This is a genomic window from Gemmiger formicilis (genome assembly GCF_900167555.1).
GTDB lineage: Bacteria > Bacillota > Clostridia > Oscillospirales > Ruminococcaceae > Gemmiger > Gemmiger formicilis.
Genome location: NZ_FUYF01000003.1, coordinates 101,161 through 123,197 on the forward strand (window position 1 = coordinate 101,161; position 22,037 = coordinate 123,197).

The 22,037-nt window shown below is 59.2% G+C and carries 22 protein-coding genes; 16 read left to right on the top strand and 6 right to left on the bottom strand.

Features of this window, described 5'->3' with window-relative positions; translation table 11 throughout:
* Positions 1–231: 231 nt before the first annotated feature.
* From B5D32_RS03615 to B5D32_RS03635, 5 genes are read right to left on the bottom strand one after another with little or no spacing between them, the layout of a single operon-like run.
* Complete coding sequence (locus tag B5D32_RS03615) at positions 232–435, bottom strand: ferredoxin-thioredoxin reductase catalytic domain-containing protein (RefSeq protein ID WP_078783726.1); 204 nt, start codon at positions 433–435, stop codon at positions 232–234.
* Between the two features lie 13 nt (positions 436–448).
* Positions 449–877, bottom strand: coding sequence for an aspartate carbamoyltransferase regulatory subunit (locus B5D32_RS03620; protein WP_078783727.1), 429 nt, complete (start codon positions 875–877; stop codon positions 449–451).
* Complete coding sequence (gene pyrB / locus B5D32_RS03625; RefSeq protein WP_078783728.1) at positions 864–1,817, bottom strand: aspartate carbamoyltransferase; 954 nt, start codon at positions 1,815–1,817, stop codon at positions 864–866. The genes B5D32_RS03620 and pyrB overlap by 14 nt, the downstream gene beginning before the upstream one ends.
* 55 nt (positions 1,818–1,872) lie before the next feature.
* On the bottom strand, positions 1,873–2,625 hold the full coding sequence (locus tag B5D32_RS03630; protein WP_159446973.1) for a GntR family transcriptional regulator: 753 nt from the start codon (positions 2,623–2,625) through the stop codon (positions 1,873–1,875).
* On the bottom strand, positions 2,618–3,265 hold the full coding sequence (locus B5D32_RS03635) for an endonuclease III domain-containing protein (RefSeq protein ID WP_078783730.1): 648 nt from the start codon (positions 3,263–3,265) through the stop codon (positions 2,618–2,620). The genes B5D32_RS03630 and B5D32_RS03635 overlap by 8 nt, the downstream gene beginning before the upstream one ends.
* Positions 3,266–3,386: 121 nt before the next feature.
* Here B5D32_RS03635 and B5D32_RS03640 point away from each other — a divergent pair, with 121 nt between their 5' ends.
* The 5 genes from B5D32_RS03640 (at position 3,387) to B5D32_RS03660 (ending at position 7,603) form a co-directional block, all read left to right on the top strand.
* Complete coding sequence (locus B5D32_RS03640) at positions 3,387–4,652, top strand: replication-associated recombination protein A (protein WP_078783731.1); 1,266 nt, start codon at positions 3,387–3,389, stop codon at positions 4,650–4,652.
* 2 nt (positions 4,653–4,654) lie between these two features.
* Positions 4,655–5,590 (top strand): alpha/beta fold hydrolase, encoded by a 936-nt coding sequence (locus B5D32_RS03645; protein ID WP_078783732.1) that lies wholly within the window; start codon positions 4,655–4,657, stop codon positions 5,588–5,590.
* 133 nt (positions 5,591–5,723) lie between these two features.
* Positions 5,724–6,101 (top strand): GntR family transcriptional regulator, encoded by a 378-nt coding sequence (locus tag B5D32_RS03650; RefSeq protein ID WP_078783733.1) that lies wholly within the window; start codon positions 5,724–5,726, stop codon positions 6,099–6,101.
* 3 nt (positions 6,102–6,104) lie between these two features.
* Complete coding sequence (locus B5D32_RS03655; RefSeq protein ID WP_078783734.1) at positions 6,105–6,803, top strand: ABC transporter ATP-binding protein; 699 nt, start codon at positions 6,105–6,107, stop codon at positions 6,801–6,803.
* Positions 6,797–7,603, top strand: coding sequence for a hypothetical protein (locus tag B5D32_RS03660; protein WP_078783735.1), 807 nt, complete (start codon positions 6,797–6,799; stop codon positions 7,601–7,603). Before B5D32_RS03655 ends, B5D32_RS03660 begins: the two co-directional genes overlap by 7 nt.
* A gap of 63 nt (positions 7,604–7,666) precedes the next feature.
* On the opposite strand, the gene B5D32_RS03665 is transcribed toward B5D32_RS03660, so the two are convergent.
* Positions 7,667–8,515, bottom strand: a complete 849-nt coding sequence (locus B5D32_RS03665) for a patatin-like phospholipase family protein (protein ID WP_078783736.1) — start codon at positions 8,513–8,515, stop codon at positions 7,667–7,669.
* Positions 8,516–8,712: 197 nt separating this feature from the next.
* On the opposite strand from B5D32_RS03665, the gene B5D32_RS03670 reads away from it, so the two are divergent.
* The 11 genes from B5D32_RS03670 (at position 8,713) to B5D32_RS03720 (ending at position 22,035) form a co-directional block, all read left to right on the top strand.
* Complete coding sequence (locus B5D32_RS03670) at positions 8,713–8,937, top strand: hypothetical protein (protein ID WP_078783737.1); 225 nt, start codon at positions 8,713–8,715, stop codon at positions 8,935–8,937.
* Positions 8,938–9,221: 284 nt separating this feature from the next.
* Complete coding sequence (gene potA / locus B5D32_RS03675; protein WP_078783738.1) at positions 9,222–10,268, top strand: spermidine/putrescine ABC transporter ATP-binding protein; 1,047 nt, start codon at positions 9,222–9,224, stop codon at positions 10,266–10,268.
* 3 nt (positions 10,269–10,271) lie between these two features.
* Positions 10,272–11,093 carry an ABC transporter permease gene (locus B5D32_RS03680; RefSeq protein WP_078783739.1) on the top strand — a complete coding sequence of 274 codons (822 nt, stop codon included), beginning with the start codon at positions 10,272–10,274 and terminating at the stop codon, positions 11,091–11,093.
* 1 nt (position 11,094) lies between these two features.
* Positions 11,095–11,946 carry an ABC transporter permease gene (locus B5D32_RS03685; protein ID WP_078783740.1) on the top strand — a complete coding sequence of 284 codons (852 nt, stop codon included), beginning with the start codon at positions 11,095–11,097 and terminating at the stop codon, positions 11,944–11,946.
* A 2-nt stretch (positions 11,947–11,948) separates the two neighbouring features.
* Positions 11,949–13,190, top strand: a complete 1,242-nt coding sequence (locus tag B5D32_RS03690) for an ABC transporter substrate-binding protein (RefSeq protein WP_078783741.1) — start codon at positions 11,949–11,951, stop codon at positions 13,188–13,190.
* Positions 13,191–13,450: 260 nt separating this feature from the next.
* Positions 13,451–14,194, top strand: a complete 744-nt coding sequence (locus B5D32_RS03695) for an acyl-[acyl-carrier-protein] thioesterase (RefSeq protein ID WP_078783742.1) — start codon at positions 13,451–13,453, stop codon at positions 14,192–14,194.
* Between the two features lie 56 nt (positions 14,195–14,250).
* Complete coding sequence (locus B5D32_RS03700) at positions 14,251–15,111, top strand: TraX family protein (RefSeq protein WP_078783743.1); 861 nt, start codon at positions 14,251–14,253, stop codon at positions 15,109–15,111.
* 11 nt (positions 15,112–15,122) lie between these two features.
* On the top strand, positions 15,123–15,794 hold the full coding sequence (locus B5D32_RS03705) for a response regulator transcription factor (protein ID WP_078783744.1): 672 nt from the start codon (positions 15,123–15,125) through the stop codon (positions 15,792–15,794).
* A complete protein-coding gene (locus B5D32_RS15170; protein WP_159446974.1) occupies positions 15,776–17,140 on the top strand; it encodes a sensor histidine kinase in 1,365 nt (454 codons plus the stop codon). Before B5D32_RS03705 ends, B5D32_RS15170 begins: the two co-directional genes overlap by 19 nt.
* A gap of 487 nt (positions 17,141–17,627) precedes the next feature.
* The gene (locus B5D32_RS03715) at positions 17,628–21,077 is read left to right on the top strand and encodes an FtsK/SpoIIIE family DNA translocase (protein ID WP_242943392.1); all 3,450 of its coding nucleotides are present in this window, start codon (positions 17,628–17,630) and stop codon (positions 21,075–21,077) included.
* Positions 21,067–22,035 (top strand): ComEC/Rec2 family competence protein, encoded by a 969-nt coding sequence (locus B5D32_RS03720; RefSeq protein WP_078783745.1) that lies wholly within the window; start codon positions 21,067–21,069, stop codon positions 22,033–22,035. The genes B5D32_RS03715 and B5D32_RS03720 overlap by 11 nt, the downstream gene beginning before the upstream one ends.
* The last annotated feature ends 2 nt before the right edge of the window (positions 22,036–22,037 follow it).

The window sequence follows — 22,037 nt, forward strand, 5'->3', positions numbered from 1 at the left end:
TCCGTGGCAGATACCTCGTTTTGTTTAGGCAACACCGCATAATTCCCGCCTTGCGGCTTAAGCACCGCTCCGGCGGCTACGGCACGGCATCTGCGTTGCCAAAATGCTCGATAATACACAAAGTATTATCTGCGCTTTTGGCTTAGCAGCTGCCGCACCTCGCTCGCCGTATCGGCACTTAGAATTATGCGGTATTGCCCTTATTATAATTGTTGTAAAAGGGAAAAAACCTCAATCCTTCACATACAGCCCGCAATGGCACGCCCCGTGGTAGTCCGGGTCGGCCAGCTGCTCCTTGAACTCCTTGCAGATGCAGATATTCTCCGGAATGTGCTGCAAGCGGCAGGGGCAGTAGCCGCCCGTGCGCTTGAGGCCCTCGCGGATGGTTTTGACGATTTCCTCGTTAGGGTTCAGGTGAAATTTCGGCTTTTCCATAGTATTACCTCGTTTACGGTTTTACGCGGAACTCCTGCTCGCAGTAGATGCAGCGATAGCGTCCGCTCGGCGTCAGGGCAAAGATGTGGTCACAGCCCTCCTCGATAGAAGTGATGCAGCGCGGGTTCGTGCATTTGATGACGTTGACCAGCCGCTTGGGCTGCTCGGGGTGTTTCTTCTCCGTCACCCTGCCGTCCCGGATAAAGGTGATGGAGATTTTCGGGTCGACATAGGCGAGAACGTCAAAGCTCATCTCGCTGACATCGCCCTCGATCTTTATTATGTCCTTTTTTCCGTCCTTTTGGCTGCGGACGTTCTGCAAAAGTGCCACGCTGGCATTGTTCAGCTTTTCCAGCTCCATCATGTGGTAGAGCGCCAGACCCGTGCCTGCGGTAATGTGGTCAATGACCACGCCGTTCTGGATTTCATCAACCTTCAACATTGAACGCTACCTCCCCGGTCTTGGGGTCTTTGAGACCCAGCAAAGTCATGATCAGCGCCATGCGCATATAGACACCGTTCTGCACCTGGTCAAAGTACGCTGCGCGCGGGTCGTCATCCACGTCCAGCGTGATCTCATTCACGCGGGGCAGGGGATGCAGCACCGGCATATCCGCGGGGGCCAGGGCCAGCTTTTCCTTTGTCAGGACATAGCTGTTTTTCAGGCGGATGTAATCTTCTTCATTAAAGAACCGCTCACGCTGGACGCGGGTCATGTAGAGGACGTCCAAATCGGGCAGAGCCTCCTCCATGCTGCGTGTCTCAACATAGGGGATGTTGTTAGGCTCGAGGATCTCGCTGATGATGTAATCCGGCACGCGCAGCTCCTCGGGTGAGATGAGCACAAACTTCATGCCCGGCAGACGGGACAGGCTCTTGATCAGGCTGTGCACCGTGCGGCCAAACTTGAGGTCGCCGCAGAAGCCGATGGTCAGATGATCCAGGTGCCCCTTGCGCTGGCGGATCGTCATCATGTCCAGCAGCGTCTGGGTGGGATGGCTGTGGCCGCCGTCACCGGCGTTGATGACCGGAATGCGGCTGTAGCGGGACGCGCGCAGCGGTGCGCCCTCCTTGGGGTGGCGCATGGCGGCAATGTCTGCCACACAGCTGATCACGCGGATGGTATCGGCTACGGTCTCGCCCTTGGAGGCGCTGGAAACACCGGCATCGGGGAAGCCCAGTACCTGACCGCCCAGGTTCAGCATGGCCGCCTCAAACGAAAGACGGGTACGGGTGCTCGGTTCGTAGAACAGTGTTGCCAGCCGCTTACGGGCAGCTACATCTTTATAGGCAGCCGGGTCATCATGGATACGGTCTGCAAGGTCCATCAGGCTGAGCGTTTCTTCCAGCGTGAAATCCGCCGGGTCGATCAAATGTCTCATACACAATCCCCTTTGTTTACTCTATTTATTCCAAACGGCGCTGTGCCGTTCAAAATCAAATCAGCTTGCGTACCATCGCAAAGTCAAAGAAATCCGTATAGCAGGTCTGGCAGCAAAGCACCGGCTTGCAGGTGCGGGAATAGCAGATCTCATCCAGCTGCAAAAGCGCCTGCTCCGGGCGCAGCCCCAGCTGGCGGCGGATGCCGGGCACCCCCTGCACGGCGTGCAGCGTCGTCAGCGTCTCGGTGACCTCCACATGGCAGTGCTGCTCCACGATCTCAAAGATCGGGCGGCTGAAATCGATCGTATCCAGCCGCTTGCCGCCAAACAGCGCCAGCGGCAGAATATCGGTGGAGTAGAGCACCGGCGTTTCATCGGCCAGTACCCGGCGGCGCACAAACACAAGTGTGTGCTCGCGCTCCGGGTCAAGGCCGAGCTTTGCGGCCAGCTCCGGCATGGCAGTCTCCCGCGTGACCATCAGGTTATCGCTGTGGGGCACGCGGCCAATTGAGCGGATCATGCGGTTGAATTCCAGCTTCTGGTCCATGCGGTTCTCGACCCGGACCACATCGCGGTTGACAAGGGTGCCGATGCCGCGCACACGCTCCAGATAGCCGTCGCGCTCCAGATCGCTCAGGGCATCGCGCACCACGGTGCGGCTCACGCCCAGAACATCGGCCAGCTCCAGCTCGCTGGGCAGCTGGGCGGCGTCTGCATAGCGTCCGCGGCGCAGCTCCTCCAGCAGGCGCCGGGCTGCCTGATGGCTGCGCAGCTCACCGCCCAGGCGGTTTTCCGTCGTTTTATTCATGCAAAAATTCCTTTCGTGCCCGGCATACGTCCGCCAGGCAGCATTTGTCGCAGTAGGGCTTGGTGCGGGCTGTGCACACGGCGCGGCCATGGTCCACCAGCCGGTGGCAGAAGCCGTTGCCCTCCGCAGGCGGGATGATCTTCCACAGCTCCCGCTCGACCTTGGCCGGCTCCTTGACGTTGTCCACCAGCCCGATGCGGTTGCACAGCCGGATGCAGTGGGTGTCCGTCACGATGGCAGGCTTGCCGAATACGTCCCCCATGATCAGATTCGCACTCTTACGGCCCACGCCGGGCAGGGCAAGCAGCGCGTTGAAATCATCCGGTACACGGCAGTCGTACCTGTCGCGCAGCATCCGCATACAGGCTGAAATATCCCGTGCCTTGCTGTGGCCCAGCCCGCAGGGCTTGACGATGGCCTCAATATCCGCAGGATCCGCTGCAGCCAGTTCTTTTACGCCGGGGTACTTGGCAAACAGCTCCTGCACCACCACGTTTACGCGGGCATCGGTGCACTGGGCCGCCAGCCGCACCGACACAAGCAGCTGCCACGCATGGTCATAATCCAGCGTGCAGTCGGAATCGGGATATTCTGCCTTCAGGCGCGCAATGCAGATCGCAGCCAGCTCTTGTTTGGTCACAGCATTTTCTCCGTTTCAATCCTTTTCTCTTGATTCTACCACGCCGAGCCGTTATAATCAAGTATAGAAGTATGATGTTTTAGTACACTATCTCAAACTTATCTAAAAAAAGGAACGCAAAATGGAACCATTGGCACAGCGTCTGCGCCCGCGCACCCTGGATGAGGTCTGCGGCCAGCAGCATCTACTCGGCAAAAATCAGGTTTTCCGCCGCACTGTCGAGAGCGGCAAGATTCCCAACATGATCTTCTACGGCCCGTCCGGCGTCGGCAAGACCACCGTTGCCAGCATCATTGCAGCGGGCAGCGGTATGCAGCTGCACAAGCTCAACGGCACGACGGCCTCGACGAGCGACATCAAGTCGGTGCTCGCGGACATCGGCACACTCGGCGCGTCGGGCGGCATTCTTTTATATCTTGACGAGATACAATATTTTAACAAGCGACAGCAGCAGAGCCTTCTGGAATGTGTGGAGCAGGGTACAGTCACCCTGATTGCCTCCACCACTGAGAATCCCTACTTTTATGTATATAACGCGCTTCTGTCCCGCTGCACGGTGTTTGAGTTCAAATCCCTGACCACCGACGACATCCGCACCGGGCTGCGCAGCGCCGCTGCGCGCCTCGGGGCTGAGGACAAGTCTCCCGTGCTCATTCCCGACGACGCGCTGGAATACCTGGCCCAGAGTGCGGGCGGCGATATGCGCAAGGCGCTGGGCAATCTGGAATTTGCCGTCACCGCTGCACCCGTAGAAAACGGCTGCCGCACGATCACACTGGACATGGTGCAGCAGGTCGCCGTGCGCACGGCCATGCGGTATGATAAGCTCGGCGACGACCACTATGACATCGTCTCGGCCTACCAGAAGTCGATGCGCGGCTCCGACCCAGACGCAGCGCTGCACTATCTGGGCCGTCTACTGGAAGCGGGTGACCTGCCCAGCGCCTGCCGCCGTTTGATGGTCTGCGCGTGCGAGGATGTCGGCCTGGCCTGGCCGCAGATCATCCCCATCGTCAAGGCCGCTGTTGACATTGCCAACGCCGTCGGTCTGCCGGAGGCCCGTCTGCCGCTGGCGGATGCCGTGGTGCTGGTGGCTACCGCACCCAAGTCCAACTCCGCCCACGACGGCATCAATGCCGCCATTGCGGACATTCAGGCCGGGCGCACCGGGCCCATCCCGCGCCAGCTGCAAAACAAGCACTACGACGGCGCAGACGCCAAGGTCAAGGGGCAGCACTACCTCTACCCGCATGACTACCCCAACCACTGGACCGCCCAGCAATACCTGCCCGACGCCATCAAGGACCGGCAGTACTATGTCCCCGGCGATAATAAAAACGAGCAGGCTTTCGCACAATACTGGAAAAAAATCAAAGGAGAACTGTAATCATGCCCAACCTCCACTGCGAAGCCATTGCCTTCCCGTCGTCGGACGGAAAGCACACCTCCTCCGCATTCCTCTACACTGTACCCGGCCAGCCTGTGCGGGCTGTCCTTCAGCTCAGCCACGGCATGTGCGAATATGTGCGCCGCTATGCACCGATGGCCGAGTTCTACGCTGCCCACGGCATTGCGCTGGCGGGCAACGACCACCTCGGCCACGGTGACACCGCCCAGGCAGGGGAGCACGGCCACTACGGTGAGCCGAATGGCCGTTGTCACGTCCTGAACGACCTGCACACGATGAACCGTATCCTGCACGAGCGCTTTCCCGATACGCCCATCATCCTCTACGGCCACAGCATGGGCAGCTTTTACGCGCGCTGGTACGCCGAGAAGTGGCCGGAAAGCATCACGGCGCTGATCATTTCCGGCACGGCAGGCCCAAGCTTTATGAATGTCGTCGGCCAGCGTCTGGCCGGGCTGATTGCCCGCATCAAGGGACCGCGCTATGTCTCGCCGCTGATGGTCAAGCTGAACTTCGGCAGCTATTGCAGGAAAATCGAGAACGCGCAGTCGCCCAACGCCTGGCTTTCCCGCGATAAAAGCGTTGTGAAAGCCTATGACGCCGACGGGCTGTGTACCTTCCGGTTTACCGCTGCGACCTACCGCGAGATGCTCGCGACGCTCAACCACGTCAGCACAAAGGCATGGGCACAGGCTATTGACAAGGATCTGCCCGTGCTGCTGATTGCCGGTGACTGCGACCCCGTCGGCGACTACGGCAGCGGCGTTCGCAAGGTCTGGGCCATGCTGGGTGACGCCGGTGTCAGGGATCTGACCTGCCAGATTTTTGAAGGAGGCCGCCACGAGCTGCACAACGAAACAAACCGCGACGAGGTGTTCGACTACGTGTTGACATGGATCGAGGATCATATTTCCTGACGTTGTATCATGCAATATTTCCTCCGCCAGCCCGGCGGGGGATTTTTTTATTTTTTCTATTGACAAAGCTGTATCCCGCGTGTATTATTGTATTAAGCTCTTAACACAATAATACAAAGGAGCATAAAACACCATGAACTGGAACATTACTGCGGGCCGCCCGGTCTATGTGCAGCTGGTCGAGCAGTTGGAGCTTGCCCTCGTCGCAGGGGAGTTCCCGCCCGGCAGCCGCATTCCGCCCGTGCGGGAGTTGGCCGCTGACGCCGGGGTCAACCCCAACACCATGCAGCGCGCTTTGCAGGAGCTGGAAAGCCGCGGCCTTTTGCAGGCGCAGCGCACCGCCGGGCGCACCGTCACAGCGGATGACACTGCCCTGCAGGCCTTGCGCCGTCGGCGCGCCGGCACGCTGGCGGCGGAGTTTCTGCACCAGATGCAGGCCCTCGGCCTGACCGAAGCCGAAATCGAGACCCTGCTGCGCGAGACCGCACAGAAGGCACCAAAAAAGGAGTAAACCATGGATGCAATTTATGAGGTACACGGCCTGACCAAGCGCTATGGCCGCACCGCTGCGCTGAACGGCGTGGACTTTGCCGTCACGCCTGGCAAGCTTGTTGGCCTGCTTGGCCCCAACGGCAGCGGCAAAACAACGCTTATGAAAATCTCTGCCGGGCTTTTGCAGCCCACGGCGGGCAGCGTCATTATTGATAAAGTTCCTGTCGGCGTTTTCACCAAGGCTGTCACCAGCTATCTGCCGGACCGTATGGCCCTGCCGACGGAGTTCACCGCCGATGACGCCGTAAGCCTGTACGCGGATTTCTTCACCGATTTTGACAAAGTCAAGGCAAACGCCATGCTGGCCGACCTGCATATCGGCGGGCGGGACAAAATCGATTCCATGAGCAAAGGCACACAGGAAAAGATGCAGCTCTGCCTGACGATGAGCCGTGCCGCCAGGCTCTACCTGCTGGATGAGCCTCTGGGCGGCGTGGACCCCGCCGCCCGCGACTACATTTTAAGCACCATCATGCACAACTACAGTGAGGATGCCGCGCTTATGCTGTCCACGCACCTCATCGGCGACATTGAAAAGGTGCTGGACGAGGTCATTCTTTTACAGGACGGCAAGGTCCTGCGCCAGACCGCCGTCGACGAGCTGCGCGAGGAAACAGGGGAGAGCGTGGACGCTTACTTCCGGGAGGTTTACAAATGCTGACGAATCTTTTACATTATGAGTTCAAATCCACAGGCCGTGTTGTTCTGCCCATTGCGGCGGGCGTGCTTGTGCTGAACATTTTTACTAATATTCTGAGCCATTTTGTCCAGAACACCTCCGACAGGCTGCCGCTGGCCGGGGTCGCCATGGCCTTGCTGGCACTGGCATCTGCCGTAAGCCTTCTTGTTGTGCTCGCCATCTGCTTTTTTATTGAAATTCAGCAGTTTTACCGCCTGTTGGGCGAGCGCGGGTACTTGATGCTGGCTCTGCCCGTGCCCATTTGGCAGCACATTGCTGCTAAGGTCATTTGCGGCACGGTATGGACGCTGTTCGGCATGGTATTTTTTACACTTTGCGGCATGCTGACTACCGACACGGTCAGTGGCAGCGGGTTTGCATTGGATTTCAGCCGCGTCACTGCCGAGGATGTCGCCATCTGGTCTGCAATGCTTTTGATTATACTGGCCCTTATCGCGGGCGCACTGCTGCACGCATATCTGGCCTGTGCCTTTGCCGCGCAGTTTACCCAGCAGCGGCTGCTCATCAGCATCGCCGCCTACTTTGTCATCGGCTTTATCGGGCAGATGGCAGCCCTTGTGACGGCAGTCTTTGTCGCGTTCCGCGGGTACAAGTACCTGAACAATACTAACTTCAGCGCCGCGTCGTTTTTCGGTCCCGACAACACCTTGGGCGTTATCGTGCTCACCCTGCTCGCCGTCTTTGCGCTGATTGCCATTGTCGATGCCCTGCTGTGGGCACTGACCCAGTGGCTCATGACGAAGCGGCTGAATCTGGCGTAATTTTACTAGAAAAACATAAAGCCCGCCGCTTTATCCGTATCCCGGAAAAGCGGCGGGCTTCGTTTATTTTATAAATGCCTCGATGGCTTGTGCGTCGCGGATGCCCTTGGAGTAGAGCTTTTTCAGCGCCTCTTGGTCGCGGGTCAGCGTCTTGACGCCGCAGGTATCGTCTGGTGCGATGATAAGCACCTTGCCCTCGGCTGCCAGCTGTTCCGCCAGCGCGATACCCTCGTTATAATGCTGCGCCCGCAAGGCCAACTGCTCGGCCGCCTTAGGATAGCGGCGGCGGATGACTCGTGCCAGCTTACGGTCGGTGCTGTCAGCGCGCACAGTGCCTTCTGGCTTTGTCAGAATCAGCACGACCTTGTCACAGCCGTCCGCAAATGCCTTTTTCAAGGGGATCGTATCACCCAGCGCGCCGTCGTAATAGGGGATGCCGTCAATGACGATTGGCTTGCAGGCCACCGGGATGCAGCAGGAAGCCATCAGCACGCGGTAGTCATCCTGATGCATATCGTTGCGTGTAAAGTATTTTGGCTTGCCAGTTGTCGCATCGGTGGCGATCATATACCACTCCATCGGATTGGCAGACATTTTTTCAAAATCCAGCGGATTCTCGCAGCCCGCGTTGCTCAATGTGCCGTAGATGTATTGCAGATTCAAAAACGACCCGCTGCGCAACATATTGCCCGCGCCCATGTACTGCCTGCGCATCGAGTATTCCTCATAAAACAGGTAGTTCCGCCCGCGCTGGCCGCTCAGATAGGAAGCAAGGTTCGCGCTGCCCGCCGAAATGCCGATGCCGTAATCAAATTTCACGCCGTTTTCCAAGCACCAGTCGAACACGCCCGCCGCGTAAATGCCGCGCAGCCCGCCGCCCACATCGATAACGCCGATTTTTGCCACATTCATTTCACCTCTCTATGCGGATAATTATAACACACCACCCGCCACCGCGCACCGTACAATCTGCGGCAAATGTCTTGACTTTTCCCGCAGGGGATTGGCCTTGACCTCCTGACAGAGGAACAATGCACTCTGTTGGAGGAGCTTTGCTGATTTTTACCTCGTTTACAGACCGTTAGTCTGCAAATGCAAAGGAGGCATTTATGAATTTTCGTTTTTACCGCCTGATTTTCTGTCAATGCACCGCTGCGCTTGCAAACGCTGCACTTCGTTTTGCTCTGTCACTGCACTTGTATCTCGTCGTGTGCGGCAAAATTTACGGCACGCTGGCGCACAGGTATTTCCCGATTCTGGTGGGGAAGTGGCGGCCGGGGCAGCCGGTTTTGCAGCGAAAAAATGATACTGCGCACCGCTTTACCGAAATATGAAATTTTCATTACCATAATATGAAAGGTTTTTATTGACAAACATTCCATAAGCCGTATAATATACCTTGTGTGTGCATCTATAGGGCAAATCTTTTCTGCCCTGACACATTGGCGTTGTATGTGCTGCTTGCAGCGGCTCCTTCAGCAGGGAGCCGTGTAACAAACCTTTGCGGGGCGGCATAATTGACGCTGACTCGTTAAGGACTCTGTGCCGGCCTAAGGAAGAAACGGTACGTAAAGAGAGTGCTGTAACGGGAAATTCCGCAAAGGGGGATGCAATAAAAATGAATGAAAATCTGATCGTATCTCTGAAAGACATTGTTGTCGAATTCGATGGGCAGAAGGTCCTGGACGGACTTTCGCTGGACATCCACGACAAGGAGTTTGTCACCTTCCTGGGCCCCTCGGGCTGCGGCAAGACGACGACCCTGCGTGTGATTGCCGGCTTTGTAACACCGAAATCGGGCAATGTCTTTTTTGATGGCAAGGACATCGCCAACATGCCGCCGTACAAGCGGCCTGTGAACACGGTGTTCCAGAAGTATGCGCTGTTCCCGCACCTGAACGTGTTCGAGAATGTCGCCTTCGGTCTGCGCCTGAAAAAGATGACCGAGGATGAGATCCGCCCGAAGGTGCTCGAGATGCTCGAGATCGTCGGCCTGAAAGGCTTTGAACGCCGCAGCATCCACCAGCTGTCCGGCGGCCAGCAGCAGCGCGTGGCCATTGCCCGCAGCCTGGTCAACCAGCCCCGCGTCCTGCTGCTTGACGAGCCGCTCGGCGCGCTCGACCTCAAGCTGCGCAAGGAGATGCAGTTGGAGCTGAAGCGCCTGCAGCGTGAAATGAACATCACCTTCGTCTACGTCACCCACGATCAGGAGGAAGCCCTGACTATGTCGGATACCGTCGTCGTTATGTCCGGCGGCAAGATCCAGCAGATCGGCTCCCCGCAGGATATTTACAACGAACCCAAGAACGCCTTTGTCGCCCGCTTTATCGGTGATTCCAACATTGTCGACGGCGTCATGCTCAAGGACTTTCTGGTCAACTTCGGCGGTCATGATTTCACCTGCGTGGACCGCGGCTTTAAAGTCAACGAGCCGGTGCAGGTCGTCATCCGCCCGGAGGACGTGCAGATCGTGCCGCCCTCTGTCGGTATGCTGACCGGCCTTGTGCGCGAGGTCATCTTCAAGGGCGTTCACTTTGAAATGCACGTCGATGTGGAAGGCTATGAGTGGATCATCCATTCTACCCAGGCCAGCCAGCCCGGCGAGCTTATCGGCATGAACATCGGCCCGGACGAAATTCATATCATGAAGCGTTCGGAGGTGTGATCCATGCTCAAATCCAAATCCTCCCGCTGGCTGGCCGGGCCGTATCTGGTCTGGATGGCCATTTTCACAGTCGTACCGCTTTTCATCGTCATCTGGTACGCCATGACGAACGCGGATGGCCAGTTCACCTTTGACAACCTCACCCAGATCGGGCGGTATTCCAGCGTGTTTGCCCGCAGCCTGATTTTGGCCGCGATCTCTACCGTGATCTGCCTGGTCATGGCGTTCCCGGTGGGGTATTTTCTCTCCCGCCTGCGCGCCAACAAGCAGCACATTATGCTGATGCTCATTATGCTGCCCATGTGGATGAACTTCCTGCTGCGCACCTACGCCTGGATGACGCTGCTGGAGAAAAACGGCCTTATCAACAAGTTCTTCGGCTTGTTCGGCCTTGGCCCCTTCAACATGATCAACACCTCGGGTGCTGTCGTGCTGGGCATGGTGTACAACTACCTGCCGTTTATGATTTTGCCCATCTACACGGCCATGACAAAAATCGATGATTCCATCATTGAGGCCGCACAGGATCTGGGCTGCAACGTCTGGCATATTCTGTTCCGGGTGCTCGTCCCGCTGACAGGCCCCGGCATTGCCACCGGCATCACGCAAGTGTTCGTGCCCGCAGTCTCTACCTTTATTATCAGCCGTATGCTGGGCGGCGGCTCCAACCTGCTGATCGGTGATTTGATCGAGCTGCAGTTCCTTGGCAACTCCTACAACCTGAACCTCGGCTCCGCCATGAGCCTCGTGCTGATGGTCATTGTCCTGCTCTGCATGAGCTTCACTTCGAGCTTTGACGAGTCCGAGATGGAAGGAGTGATGTGATATGGCAAAGAAACATTCCGCATTGCTCATGCGCACCTACGTCATTCTGGTGTTCTGCTTCATGTATCTGCCCATCGCGGTCATGATCGCGTTCAGCTTCAATGAGAGCAAATCCCGCTCAAATTTTACGGGCTTCACCCTCGGCTGGTACAAAAGCCTGTTCCACAACGAGATGATTTTGTCCGCGCTGGGTCTGAGCCTTGTGCTGGCGCTGGTGTCCAGCATTATCGCCACGGTGCTGGGCACGCTGGCGACTCTTGGCATCAACTCGATGTCCCGCAAAAGCCAGCTCATCATCAATAACATCAGCTATGTGCCCGTCGTCAACCCGGAGATCATCACCGGCGTCTCCCTGATGCTTCTTTTTGTCATGGCGCAGAACTTCGGCATCGGCGGCGAGAGCGGCGTCTTCGGCTGGCCGACACTGCTGATTGCGCACATCACCTTCAACATCCCGTATGTTATCTTTAATGTAGGCCCCAAGCTGCGCCAGCTCGATCCCAGCCTGTACAATGCGGCGCTGGATCTGGGCTGCACACCGCGCCAGGCTTTCACCAAAGTCATCATGCCGCAGCTGTCCCCGGCCATTTTGTCGGCATTCCTCATCTGCCTGACCTACTCTATTGATGACTTCATGATTTCCTACTTCAACTCCGGCACGATGCAGACGCTGCCTATCGCCATCTACTCGATGACCCGCAAGAAGGTCAGCCCCGAGATCAACGCGCTGTCTGCAGTCATGTTCTGCGTCATTCTGGCAATCATCCTGATTTCCAACGCCGCAGACTCCCGCGCCTACCGCCGCAACCAGAAGGCCATCCGCAAAGCCATGCTGGACGAAGGGAGGCGCTGAAGATGAAGCTGAAAAAGTTTTCCGCTGCGGTGCTGGCTGCACTGACTGTCACCATGATGAGCGCTGCTCCGGTGCTGGCCGCCGATGACATCGAGGTCAACGAGGATATTTCCGTCTCCGGCGACTACGATTGGAAGCGCTTTGCCAACGACCATATCACGCTGAACGTCTACAACAACGGCCTGTACATCTCCGACGGCTCGGACGAGAGCATCAACGTTCTGTCCGCATTCGAGGAGCTGACCGGCATCAAGGTCAACTACACGACCTACGACTCCAACGAGAGCCTCTACGCCAAGCTGAAATCCGGCGGCGTATCCTATGACGTCATCTTCCCGTCGGATTACATGGTGGGCAAGATGGCCAAGGAGGGCATGCTGTCCGAGCTGAACATGGACAACATTCCGAACTTTGCCGGCATCGGCGAAACGTATCTGGACCGCAGCTTCGACCCCGGCAACAAGTACAGCGTGCCCTACATGTGGGGCACAACGGGCCTGATCTACAACACGACGATGGTCGAGGAGCCGCCCACAAAATGGGCGGACATGTGGGATGTTGAGTACACAAACAATGTGCTGATGTTCAACAACTCCCGCGACGCTTACGCGATTGCGGCCAAGACGATCGGTCTGTCGATGAATCCGCAGTCCGTTGATGAGATCACCGCCATCACCGATGCGCTGAAGGCCCAAAAGAACATCGTGCAGGCCTACGTCATGGACGAGGTCTTTGACAAGATGGAGGGCGGCGAAGCCGCCATGGCACCCTACTATGCGGGCGATGCCATCACGATGATCGACGAAAACCCCGACCTGGCTTTCGTCCATCCGGAGGAAGGTGTCAACTTCTTCATCGACAGCATGTGCATTCCGGCCAACGCCAAGCACCAGGAGGCCGCCGAAATGTTCATCAACTACCTGTGCGAGCCGGACGTCGGCCTGGCCAACGCGGACTTCATCGGCTATTCCACTCCCATCACCGCCGTGTGGGAGATGCTGGACGACGATTTGAAGTACAGCGAAATTGCCTACCCGAGCGCGGAGGTTCTGGACAAGGCGGAGGTCTTTGAGACCCTGCCCGACGACATCAACGCCGCCATGGATGCCCAGTGGAGCGAGATGAAGAGCTACGAGGAGGGCGGCAGCGGCTGGATGGTCGTTGCCCTGCTGCTTCTGGCCATCGCTATCTCTGCGTTCAATATCTGGCGCAAGCTCCGCAAAAAATCCCGCGATAACTATTAAACAGCTTCCGGCTGCACACCGTTTTGCGTGTGCAGCCTTTTTGTATGCCGCCCTGTAGGGGCCGGGCATGCCCGGCCCGCGGCTTGATGTCAGCGCCCCTTTATAGTTCGATTTGCAGGGGGTCCTGACCCCTCCGCGGGCCGATGCAAGCATCGGCCCCTACGGCCAGTCCCAAAAGCCCCCGCCTTTGCATTTTTCCAACATTTGTGCTATACTCTCCTTGACAAATCAATTCAAAATCCATCAAGGAGGGCGTCCCTATGCCCGAAAAACTCATAACCTACACCCAAAAATTCACCGTCTACCGCGCGGATGGCGACCATCTCGGCCATGCCAAGCTCGGGGCCCTGCTGCGCTATGCCCAGCAGATCGCCACGACCCACGCCGAGGCCGTGGGGCTGAACGACGCCCTTTACCGCGAGACCCACACCGCCTACGTACTGGCCAAGCTGGCCCTGCACGTCACACGGCTGCCCCGTGTGGACGAGGAGCTGACCCTTGTCACCCAGCCCGAGCGCTGCAAGCGCGCCGTCAACAAGCGCATCACCCATTTTTACGATGCCGACGAGGCAGAGGTCGTCACAATGGACAGCCGCTGGGTGCTCATTGATACCGAAAAGCGGATGATCCTGCGCAAGCACCCGGAGCAGTTTGCCGACCAGTGGGCCGAGGATGTGCCCCTTGAGCTGCCGATGCGCCTGCCCCGCGTTGCGCCCGAGGACTGCGAGACGCTGGGCACGCAGACCGCTGCCTACTCCCGCTGCGACATGAACGGGCATCTCAACAACACCCGCTATGCCGACATTGTCTGCGATGCCGTACCGTGGCAGGTCTGGGACAGTGCGCAGATTTCGGATTTCATCATCAGCTACCACCGCGAGGTGCCCCGCGGCGAGAGCTTCACCCTGCGCCGTGCCGCCCTTGCCGACAACGAGCTCTATTTTGACGGCGAGCGGGAGGGAAAATCCGCGTTTGAGGCGCTGCTGACCTTCAAATCCTTATAATTCCTACATAAACCCCTGTTACACTGTTTACAGCAACAATGAAAGGGGTTATTATTATGACAAAGCAAAAATTCGGTCTGACCGGCACAGCGCTCAAAACCATTGCGCTCGTCCTCATGGTGATGGACCACATTCACTACTTTTTTGAATTTACGGGCGTTGTGCCGGAATGGTTCAGTATGCTGGCGCGGCTGTCTGCACCGCTGTTTTTGTTCTGCACTGTGGAGGGCTTCGCCCACACCCATGACCGCAGGCGCTACTTTCTGCGCATCTGGGCCATCGGTACTGCGATGGGCACGGTGGAATTTTTCATGATCTATACAGGGGCCTTCCGCCGCGGGGACGGCTTCTACCCGCTGAATGCCATTTTTCAGGATCTGATGCTGCTCTGCATCATCTGGCAGGGCATCGACTGGCTGCGTCAGCGCCGGTTTGTACGGGGCGCACTGGCTGCTGCCATGCCGATTGTATGGCCGTTTTGCATCGTAGCGCTGCTGATGCTTTTTCCCAAAATTCAGGACGCACCGATCGGCTCTGCCGTGCTGGCGTGGGTCATCACCGCGCCGCTGCCTTTGTGGACATCCATCACCGACGGCGGCTGGTCTTTTCTGGCCGGGGGCGTTGTGTTGTATGCACTGTACGGCCACAAGCGCCTGCGGCTGGTCGTTTGGGCGGCTATGACCTTCCTGTGTGATTTTGTTCTGGTCTTTCTGCAGGTTCGCGGTCTGCCGGATTTTGCCTTTTCCCAGATGTTCACAGCCAACTATGAGTGGCTCGGCGTCTTTGCCGTTATCGGCATGGCGCTGTACAACGGCCAGCGCGGCAGCGGCCACAAGCAGCTGTTCTACTGGTTCTACCCGGCACATGTCTATCTGCTTTACGGCGCATCCTGTCTTGTTTACAGCTTACTGCAATAAAAGGGGCTATTATGGCACACATTCTGGCAGTTGACGACGACCACGACCTCTGCGCACTGCTGAAAACCGCGCTGGAGCGCGACGGCCACACCGTAGAAACGCGCACCTCCGGCACACAGCTGACCGATACGCTCTGCCGCTGGGCAGACTGCATCCTGCTGGATGTGATGATGCCCGGTGAGGACGGCTTTGCCGTCTGCCGCCGCATCCGCACCGAGACGGACGCGCCGATCCTGTTTCTGACAGCCCGCACCGATGAACCGTCAGTGCTGACCGGTCTCGGTCTTGGTGCGGACGATTACCTGACCAAGCCGTTCCGCGTGGCCGAGCTGCGTGCCCGGGTCGCCGCCCACCTGCGGCGGCAGAACCGCGCACCCTCCCATAAAATCACCCGCGGCGGGGTGACGCTGGACCTTTCTGCCAAAGAAGCCAGCGTTGGCAGCACGCCTTTACACCTGACAAAATCTGAGTACGCCATCTGTGAGCTGCTGGCCCTCCATGCAGGGCAGACCTTTTCCAAAGAACAAATCTATGAAGCCGTGTTCGGTTATGACGGTACAGCGGATGACACGGCCATCACCCAGCACATTAAAAACATTCGTGCCAAGCTGCGCGCAGTCGGGGCAGGGGAGGTGCTGCAAACGATATGGGGAGTAGGCTACCAATGGCAAAACGAAAGCTGACCAGTCTGCGCACCGTGCTGCTGCGGTATCTTCTTCTGTGCGGCGGCGGGTGTGCGCTGATTCTGGTACTCTGGTGGGTCATTTTTATGCAGCTGATAAACATCGGTTTTCTGCTGCCTGCCGTGGCGTCCGCCCAGGCCTGTGCCGAGGCCCGGGAGGCCGTAGCCGCCGTGACCGCAGAAACATTTGATTCCAACCAAATCAGTGACCTGTGCCGCTGGGCTGTGGTGCAGAATGACACAGTCTTGCAGACCAACATGACCGCCCGTCAGCTGAAAATTGCCCTCAACGCCTTTCACGGCGGCAGCGGCAATCTGGGGTATACGCAGTACCAGTACGATGTCAAAATGGCTGACGGAAGCTTTTGCCTTTTGCAGTACGACTATGCTACGCCCTACGCCGACCCGGCCCTGCGGGACACGCTGCCGGATTTCCAGACCTGCTATTTTGTGCTTCTGGCGGCGCTCATCCTCGTTTGGCTGGGCTGGCAGACCCACTGCACCGTGCGGGTCTTTGCCGCCGAGACTGCCCGTCTGCACCGCGCGGTGGACGCCATCGCTGCGCAGCAGCCCGAGCACATTGACGCAGACGGCGCACGTCTGCGAGAGTTTTCCGCCACGCTGCAGGCCATGCAGACGATGGGCCGGGAGCTGACCGACAGCCTGCAAAGCCAATGGCGGATGGAGCAGCAGCGCGCCGAGCAGATTGCCGCGCTGACGCATGACTTGAAAACGCCGCTGTCCATCATTCAGGGCAACGCAGACCTGCTGGCCGAGGATGCTCTGTCCGCCGACCAGCAGACACAGGTCGAAGCCATCCTGCGTGGCACGGACCGTGCCCAGCAATATCTGGCCGCCCTGCGCACCGCCTGTGCACCGTCCGCCGCAGGGGAAACCTTTCCCAGTCACACCCTTGTCAGTGAATTGGCGGAAACAGCCCGCGCCCTCTGCGCACCTGCCGGGGTGCAGCTTATACTGAACGAGCAGTGGCAGGGGACACTGTGCGCGGCACAGTGCGACCTGCTCCGGGCTGCCGAAAACCTGCTGGACAACGCCGTGCGCTATACGCCCCGCGGCGGCACTGTCACACTGTTGGTTACAAAAGAAAAACAGGATTTCATCCTGCGTGTGACCGATACCGGCCCCGGCTTCACTGCCGAGGCTCTCGCCAGAGCGGGGGAGTTGCTTTATACAGAAGCTGCCCGCAGTGACACAGCCCACCAGGGCTTTGGGCTGTATTTTGCACGCAGGGTCGCGCTTTCACACAGCGGCACGCTGCGCCTGTCCAACACGCCCGGCGGCTGTGCGGAGCTGCGCCTGCCAATTTGTGAACAAATTGAAAAATGACAAAAGATTTACAATTTGCTATTGACATTTGGTGACAAAACAGTTACAATTTAGTTGCAAGCTAAATGAACCCCAAGTCAAATAGCTTTATCACATTTTCATGTGTTCTTCTCCTCCTTTCTTGTAAATCCCCGCCCATCCCTCAGGGCGGGGATTTATTTTTTTGTAATCCGGCACCGCGGGCATTTTTCTTTACAATCCCCGGAAATCGTGCTAAAATAAAAGTCGTATGTCCTTACCGTTCTGTACCTGTACAGACTACTTATATATAAAGGCAATATCGCATAATTCTAAGCGCCGATACGGCGAGCGAGGTGCGGCAGCTGCTAAGCCAAAAGCGCAGATAATACTTTGTGTATTATCGAGCATTTTGGCAACGCAGGTGCCGTGCCGCAGCCGCCGGAGCGGTGCTTAAGCCGTAAGGCGGGAATTATGCGGTATTGCCTAAAGAAGCGTTCAGAGAAATAAGAGAGGGAAACACTGTAACATGGCACAATCTCGTTCCGGTAAAAAATCAACAAAGAGCTCCTCCGGCAAAAAGAGCACCGCCTCCTCCCGGGGCACGGGCCGCAGCAGCACCGGGCGCTCCGCATCTGCGCGCAGCAGTGCGGCCTCCCGCAGCCGTCAGCCGTCCCGCCGTGCCCAGCGCCGCGCCGAGACCCCGAACCTGGCCCGCAGCATCCTGCTGGTGGGGCTGGGTCTGCTTTGCGTTGCGCTCGTGCTTGTGCCCGGGCAGAATCTTTGGCGCACGCTGCGCAGCTGGTACTTTGGCGTTTTCGGTATCACGACCTATCTGGTCGGACCGTTCCTGCTGTACCTGGCCTACCTGCTGGCCACCGGCTACCGCGTCGCACTGTTTGCGGGCAAGGTATCGCTGATGGGCGTGCTCTGCGCCAGCGTGCCAGTCATCTTCTCCAAGCTCAATATTGAGAACCTCAAGGTCGGGGAGATCGTCAAGATGCTCTTTACCCGCGGCGGCACCTACTTCTGGGAGGGCGGCGTCCTCGGTGCGCCCATCGGTGCCACGCTGCTGGCGCTGTTCGGGCGTCCTGCCTCCAACATTATCATGCTGCTCATCTTCCTGCTGGGGCTGATGTTCTTCTTTGCCATCACCCCCGCGGACGTCGTTCTGTTTGTAGACGGCCAGTACAAGATCCTGCAGGCCAAGCGCGAGGAGCGCGCCGCAGCCGAGCACGCCTACGACACCCGCCTGTTTGACCAGGAGCCCGAGGAGGAGAGCGTCGAGAATCTGACCGGTGCGCTGCCGGACAGCAGCCGCCCGCACCATCCGGTTTACGACGTCATCGCGGACACGAGCCGTTTCCCGAAGCAGACCCCGCCCGCCCCGCAGCGGCAGGCCGCCTACACGCCCCCCGTGACACCTGCTGTGCCCGAGGCACCGTTTGCCGCCAAGCCCGCCGCCCAGACCCATGCGTCGTTTGACGTGGATCTTGGCCCCAGTGCAGGGGAAAATGCCCGCCAAAAGGCCGTCAGCGATGACCCACTGAAGCCGGTCAGCATCGGCCCGGGCGGCACGTTCGGCATGGATCCGCTGTCCAACCGGGCCAACAGCACACTGCGCCACACCCAGCCCCAGCCTGCTCCCGCACCGAAGGAGGATTTTGAGCTGCAATTGCAGCCTGCCTCAGAGCCTGCCGCGCCGGTGTACAGCACCCCGCTGACCCCGGTCACGCCCGCGCCCGCCGCACAGGCGTCCACCGCGCCGCAGGACGAGCTGGATGCGCTCATCAACCGCGCTGTCAGCGGCCACGCGCCTTACTATACGCCGCAGGAGGTCAGTGCCGAGACGACGCTGGACCTGCCGCAGCCTACCGAGTTTGAGACCCCGCTGACGCCTGTCCCGCAGGAACCCAAATTTGACACGCCTCTCATTCCCGTGGATGACGAGCCCGAGCCGATCCCTGTCGAGCTGCCGCAGCTGGATATGACAGGCCGTGTGCAGGGCGATACAATGGTCCTTTCTCCGGCTGATCTTGCTGCACAGATGGCCGCAGACGCTGCGCCCCTGGGTACGCCCGCCCCCGCAGCTGTGCCCGCCGCACCGGAGGCCCCCGCTGTTTCCGCACCGATCCCGACACTGGGCGGCAGCTTCAGCGATACCGGCAGTGCGGTCAGCGCTGCCTGGCAGTCCGGGCGCTCTGTCTCCGAAATGCTGGATGATATGCTGGCCGAGACACCCGCTGCCCCTGCCCAGCCTGTTGTCGAGGCTCCGGCCCCGGCAGCACCCCCACAGCCGTACCAGTCTGCTCCTGCCATGACCCGCCCTGCGGCGGAGACGACCCAGAGCAGCTTCACTGTGCCCCGGCAGGGGGAGGCTGCCCGCGTGCAGGTCAGCACCGCTGTCGGCAACTCTGCCGGTGCGCCCATCCATACGCCGCCCTGTGCGGCCAAGGCCGACCCCAACGCCATGCGTCTGCCCACCTCGGAGGAGCAGCCGCCGGAGCCCTACTGCTATCCGTCGCTGAATCTCTTTAACGCCACGCGCCCCGACGACGAGGCCGGGGCCGCCCGCGAAATGAAGAAAAACGCGGACATTCTGGTCAACACGCTGGACAGCTTCGGCGTCAAGACGACGATGCTCGACATCTGCCGCGGCCCGTCCGTCACCCGGTATGAGCTGCAGCCCCAGGCCGGTATCAAGGTCAGCCGCATCACAAGCCTGGCCGACGACATCGCCCTGAACCTGGCCACCGCGGGTGTGCGCATTGAAGCGCCCATCCCCGGCAAGCCCGCCGTCGGCATCGAGGTCCCGAACAAGATCCGCTCCACCGTCAACATCCGCGCAGTCTTTGAATCCCAGAATTATATCAACATGCGCAGCCCGCTGACGATGGCCCTCGGCAAGGACATTGCCGGTACGGCGCAGGTCGCGGATCTCTGCAAGATGCCCCACCTGCTGATTGCCGGTTCCACCGGCAGCGGTAAATCCGTCTGCGTCAACTCCATTATCATCAGCTTCCTGTTCCGCTCCGGCCCCGAGGATGTCAAGCTCATTCTGATTGACCCGAAGGTCGTCGAGCTGGCCGAGTACAACGGCATTCCGCACCTGCTGATGCCCGTCGTCACCGAGCCGCGCAAGGCTGCCGGTGCGCTGGGTGCCAGCGTGGCCGAGATGGAGCGCCGCTACAAGCTCTTTGCCGAGAACAACGTCCGCGAGATCAAGGCCTACAACAAGCTGGCCGCCCAGACCGGCATGGAGCACCTTCCCTATATCGCCATCGTCATTGACGAGTTGGCTGACCTGATGATGGTCGCGGGCAAGGAGGTCGAGGACTATATCTGCCGCATCGCGCAGAAGGCCCGCGCCGCCGGCATCCACCTGATCGTTGCGACCCAGCGCCCCAGCGTGGACGTCATCACCGGCCTTATCAAGGCCAACATCCCCAGCCGTATCGCCTTTGCCGTTTCCAGCCAGATCGACAGCCGCACCATTCTGGACAGCGGCGGTGCCGAGAAGCTGCTGGGCAACGGTGATATGCTCTTCCTGCCCGTCGGCGCGTCCAAGCCCGTGCGTGTGCAGGGTACCTTCGTGACCGATGAGGAGATCGGCGCGGTGCTGAGCTTTATCAAGTCCACCTCCACCGCCCAGTACGATGAAGAAATGATTGCCGAAATGGAGCGCCGCGCCGTTGCCGAAAAGGGCAGCAAGAAGGGCGGCGACGATGACGGAGACGGCGGCGGTGCACTGGATGCTATGTTTGAGCAGGCCGTTGAGTGTGTTATTGAGGCCGGACAGGCCAGCACCAGCCTTTTGCAGCGCCGCTGCAAGCTGGGCTACGCCCGCGCCGCCCGCATCATGGACCAGATGGAGCAGGAAAAGATCATCGGCCCCTATGAGGGTGCCAAGCCCCGCGCCGTGCTTGTGACCAAGGCCGAGTGGGAAGAGCGCAAGCTGAACGACCAGTATGACGGGTAAGCGATTTGCCCGTCTGGCCGCGGCGGTTGCCGTCTGCCTGCTGGTGGTTGCCGCATTTGTCGTCCAGCTTTTGGGCGGCAGGGGCAGCGTTCCCGGCTGGCAGCAGCTGCGCGCTGCGCTTGGCGTACCGCTCCAAACCGAGGAAAGCGCTCCGCAGACTGCGGACGGCAGCACTGTCGTGTATGTGCTGGATGTCGGGCAGGGCGATGCCGTACTGCTTTGTCAGGACGGCGCGTACTGCCTGATCGACACCGGTCCTGCAGAGGCTGAGGACACGCTGCTCTATGACCTGGACGTGCTGGGTGTGCCGTCGCTTGACTATCTTGTGCTGACCCATCCCCACGCAGACCACACCGGCAACGCCCGCGCGGTGCTGCGCACCCTCCCGGTCAAGACCCTGCTGCTGCCGCTGTGGCAGCCCACGGCGGATGAGACCGCCGACTGGCCGCGCCATCTCGCAGAGCTGGCCGCCGACAGCGGAGCAGAAATTCTCACAGCAGAAGCCGGGGAGGAATTCCCGCTTGGCAGCGGCAAGCTGCAAATTTTGCAGGGCGGCAGCGAGGATGCCGACAGCGTCAACGATGCCTCGCTCTGCACGCTGTTCACGGCGGGCGATTTCCGCTTTCTCGATACCGGCGACGCAGAGGCAGACGCCGAGCAGCGCCTGGTCGATACCTACGGCCCGACCCTGCATGCCACTCTTTTCAAGGCGGGGCATCACGGGTCCTACACCTCCAACAGCCCGACCTTTATGCAGGCAGTCCGGCCCGAGGCCGTGGCCGTCAGCTGCGGGCTGCACAACGATTACGGCCATCCGCACCGCGCTGCCCTGCAAAATTACGCAGAGGTCGGTGCCGAGGTATGGCGCACTGACCTGGAGGGCAGCCTCACCTTCATCTGGCAGAACAATACCCTCAACGTGGAAACTTCCGCGGACTCCGCCGATTTTGCGGCGTAAAA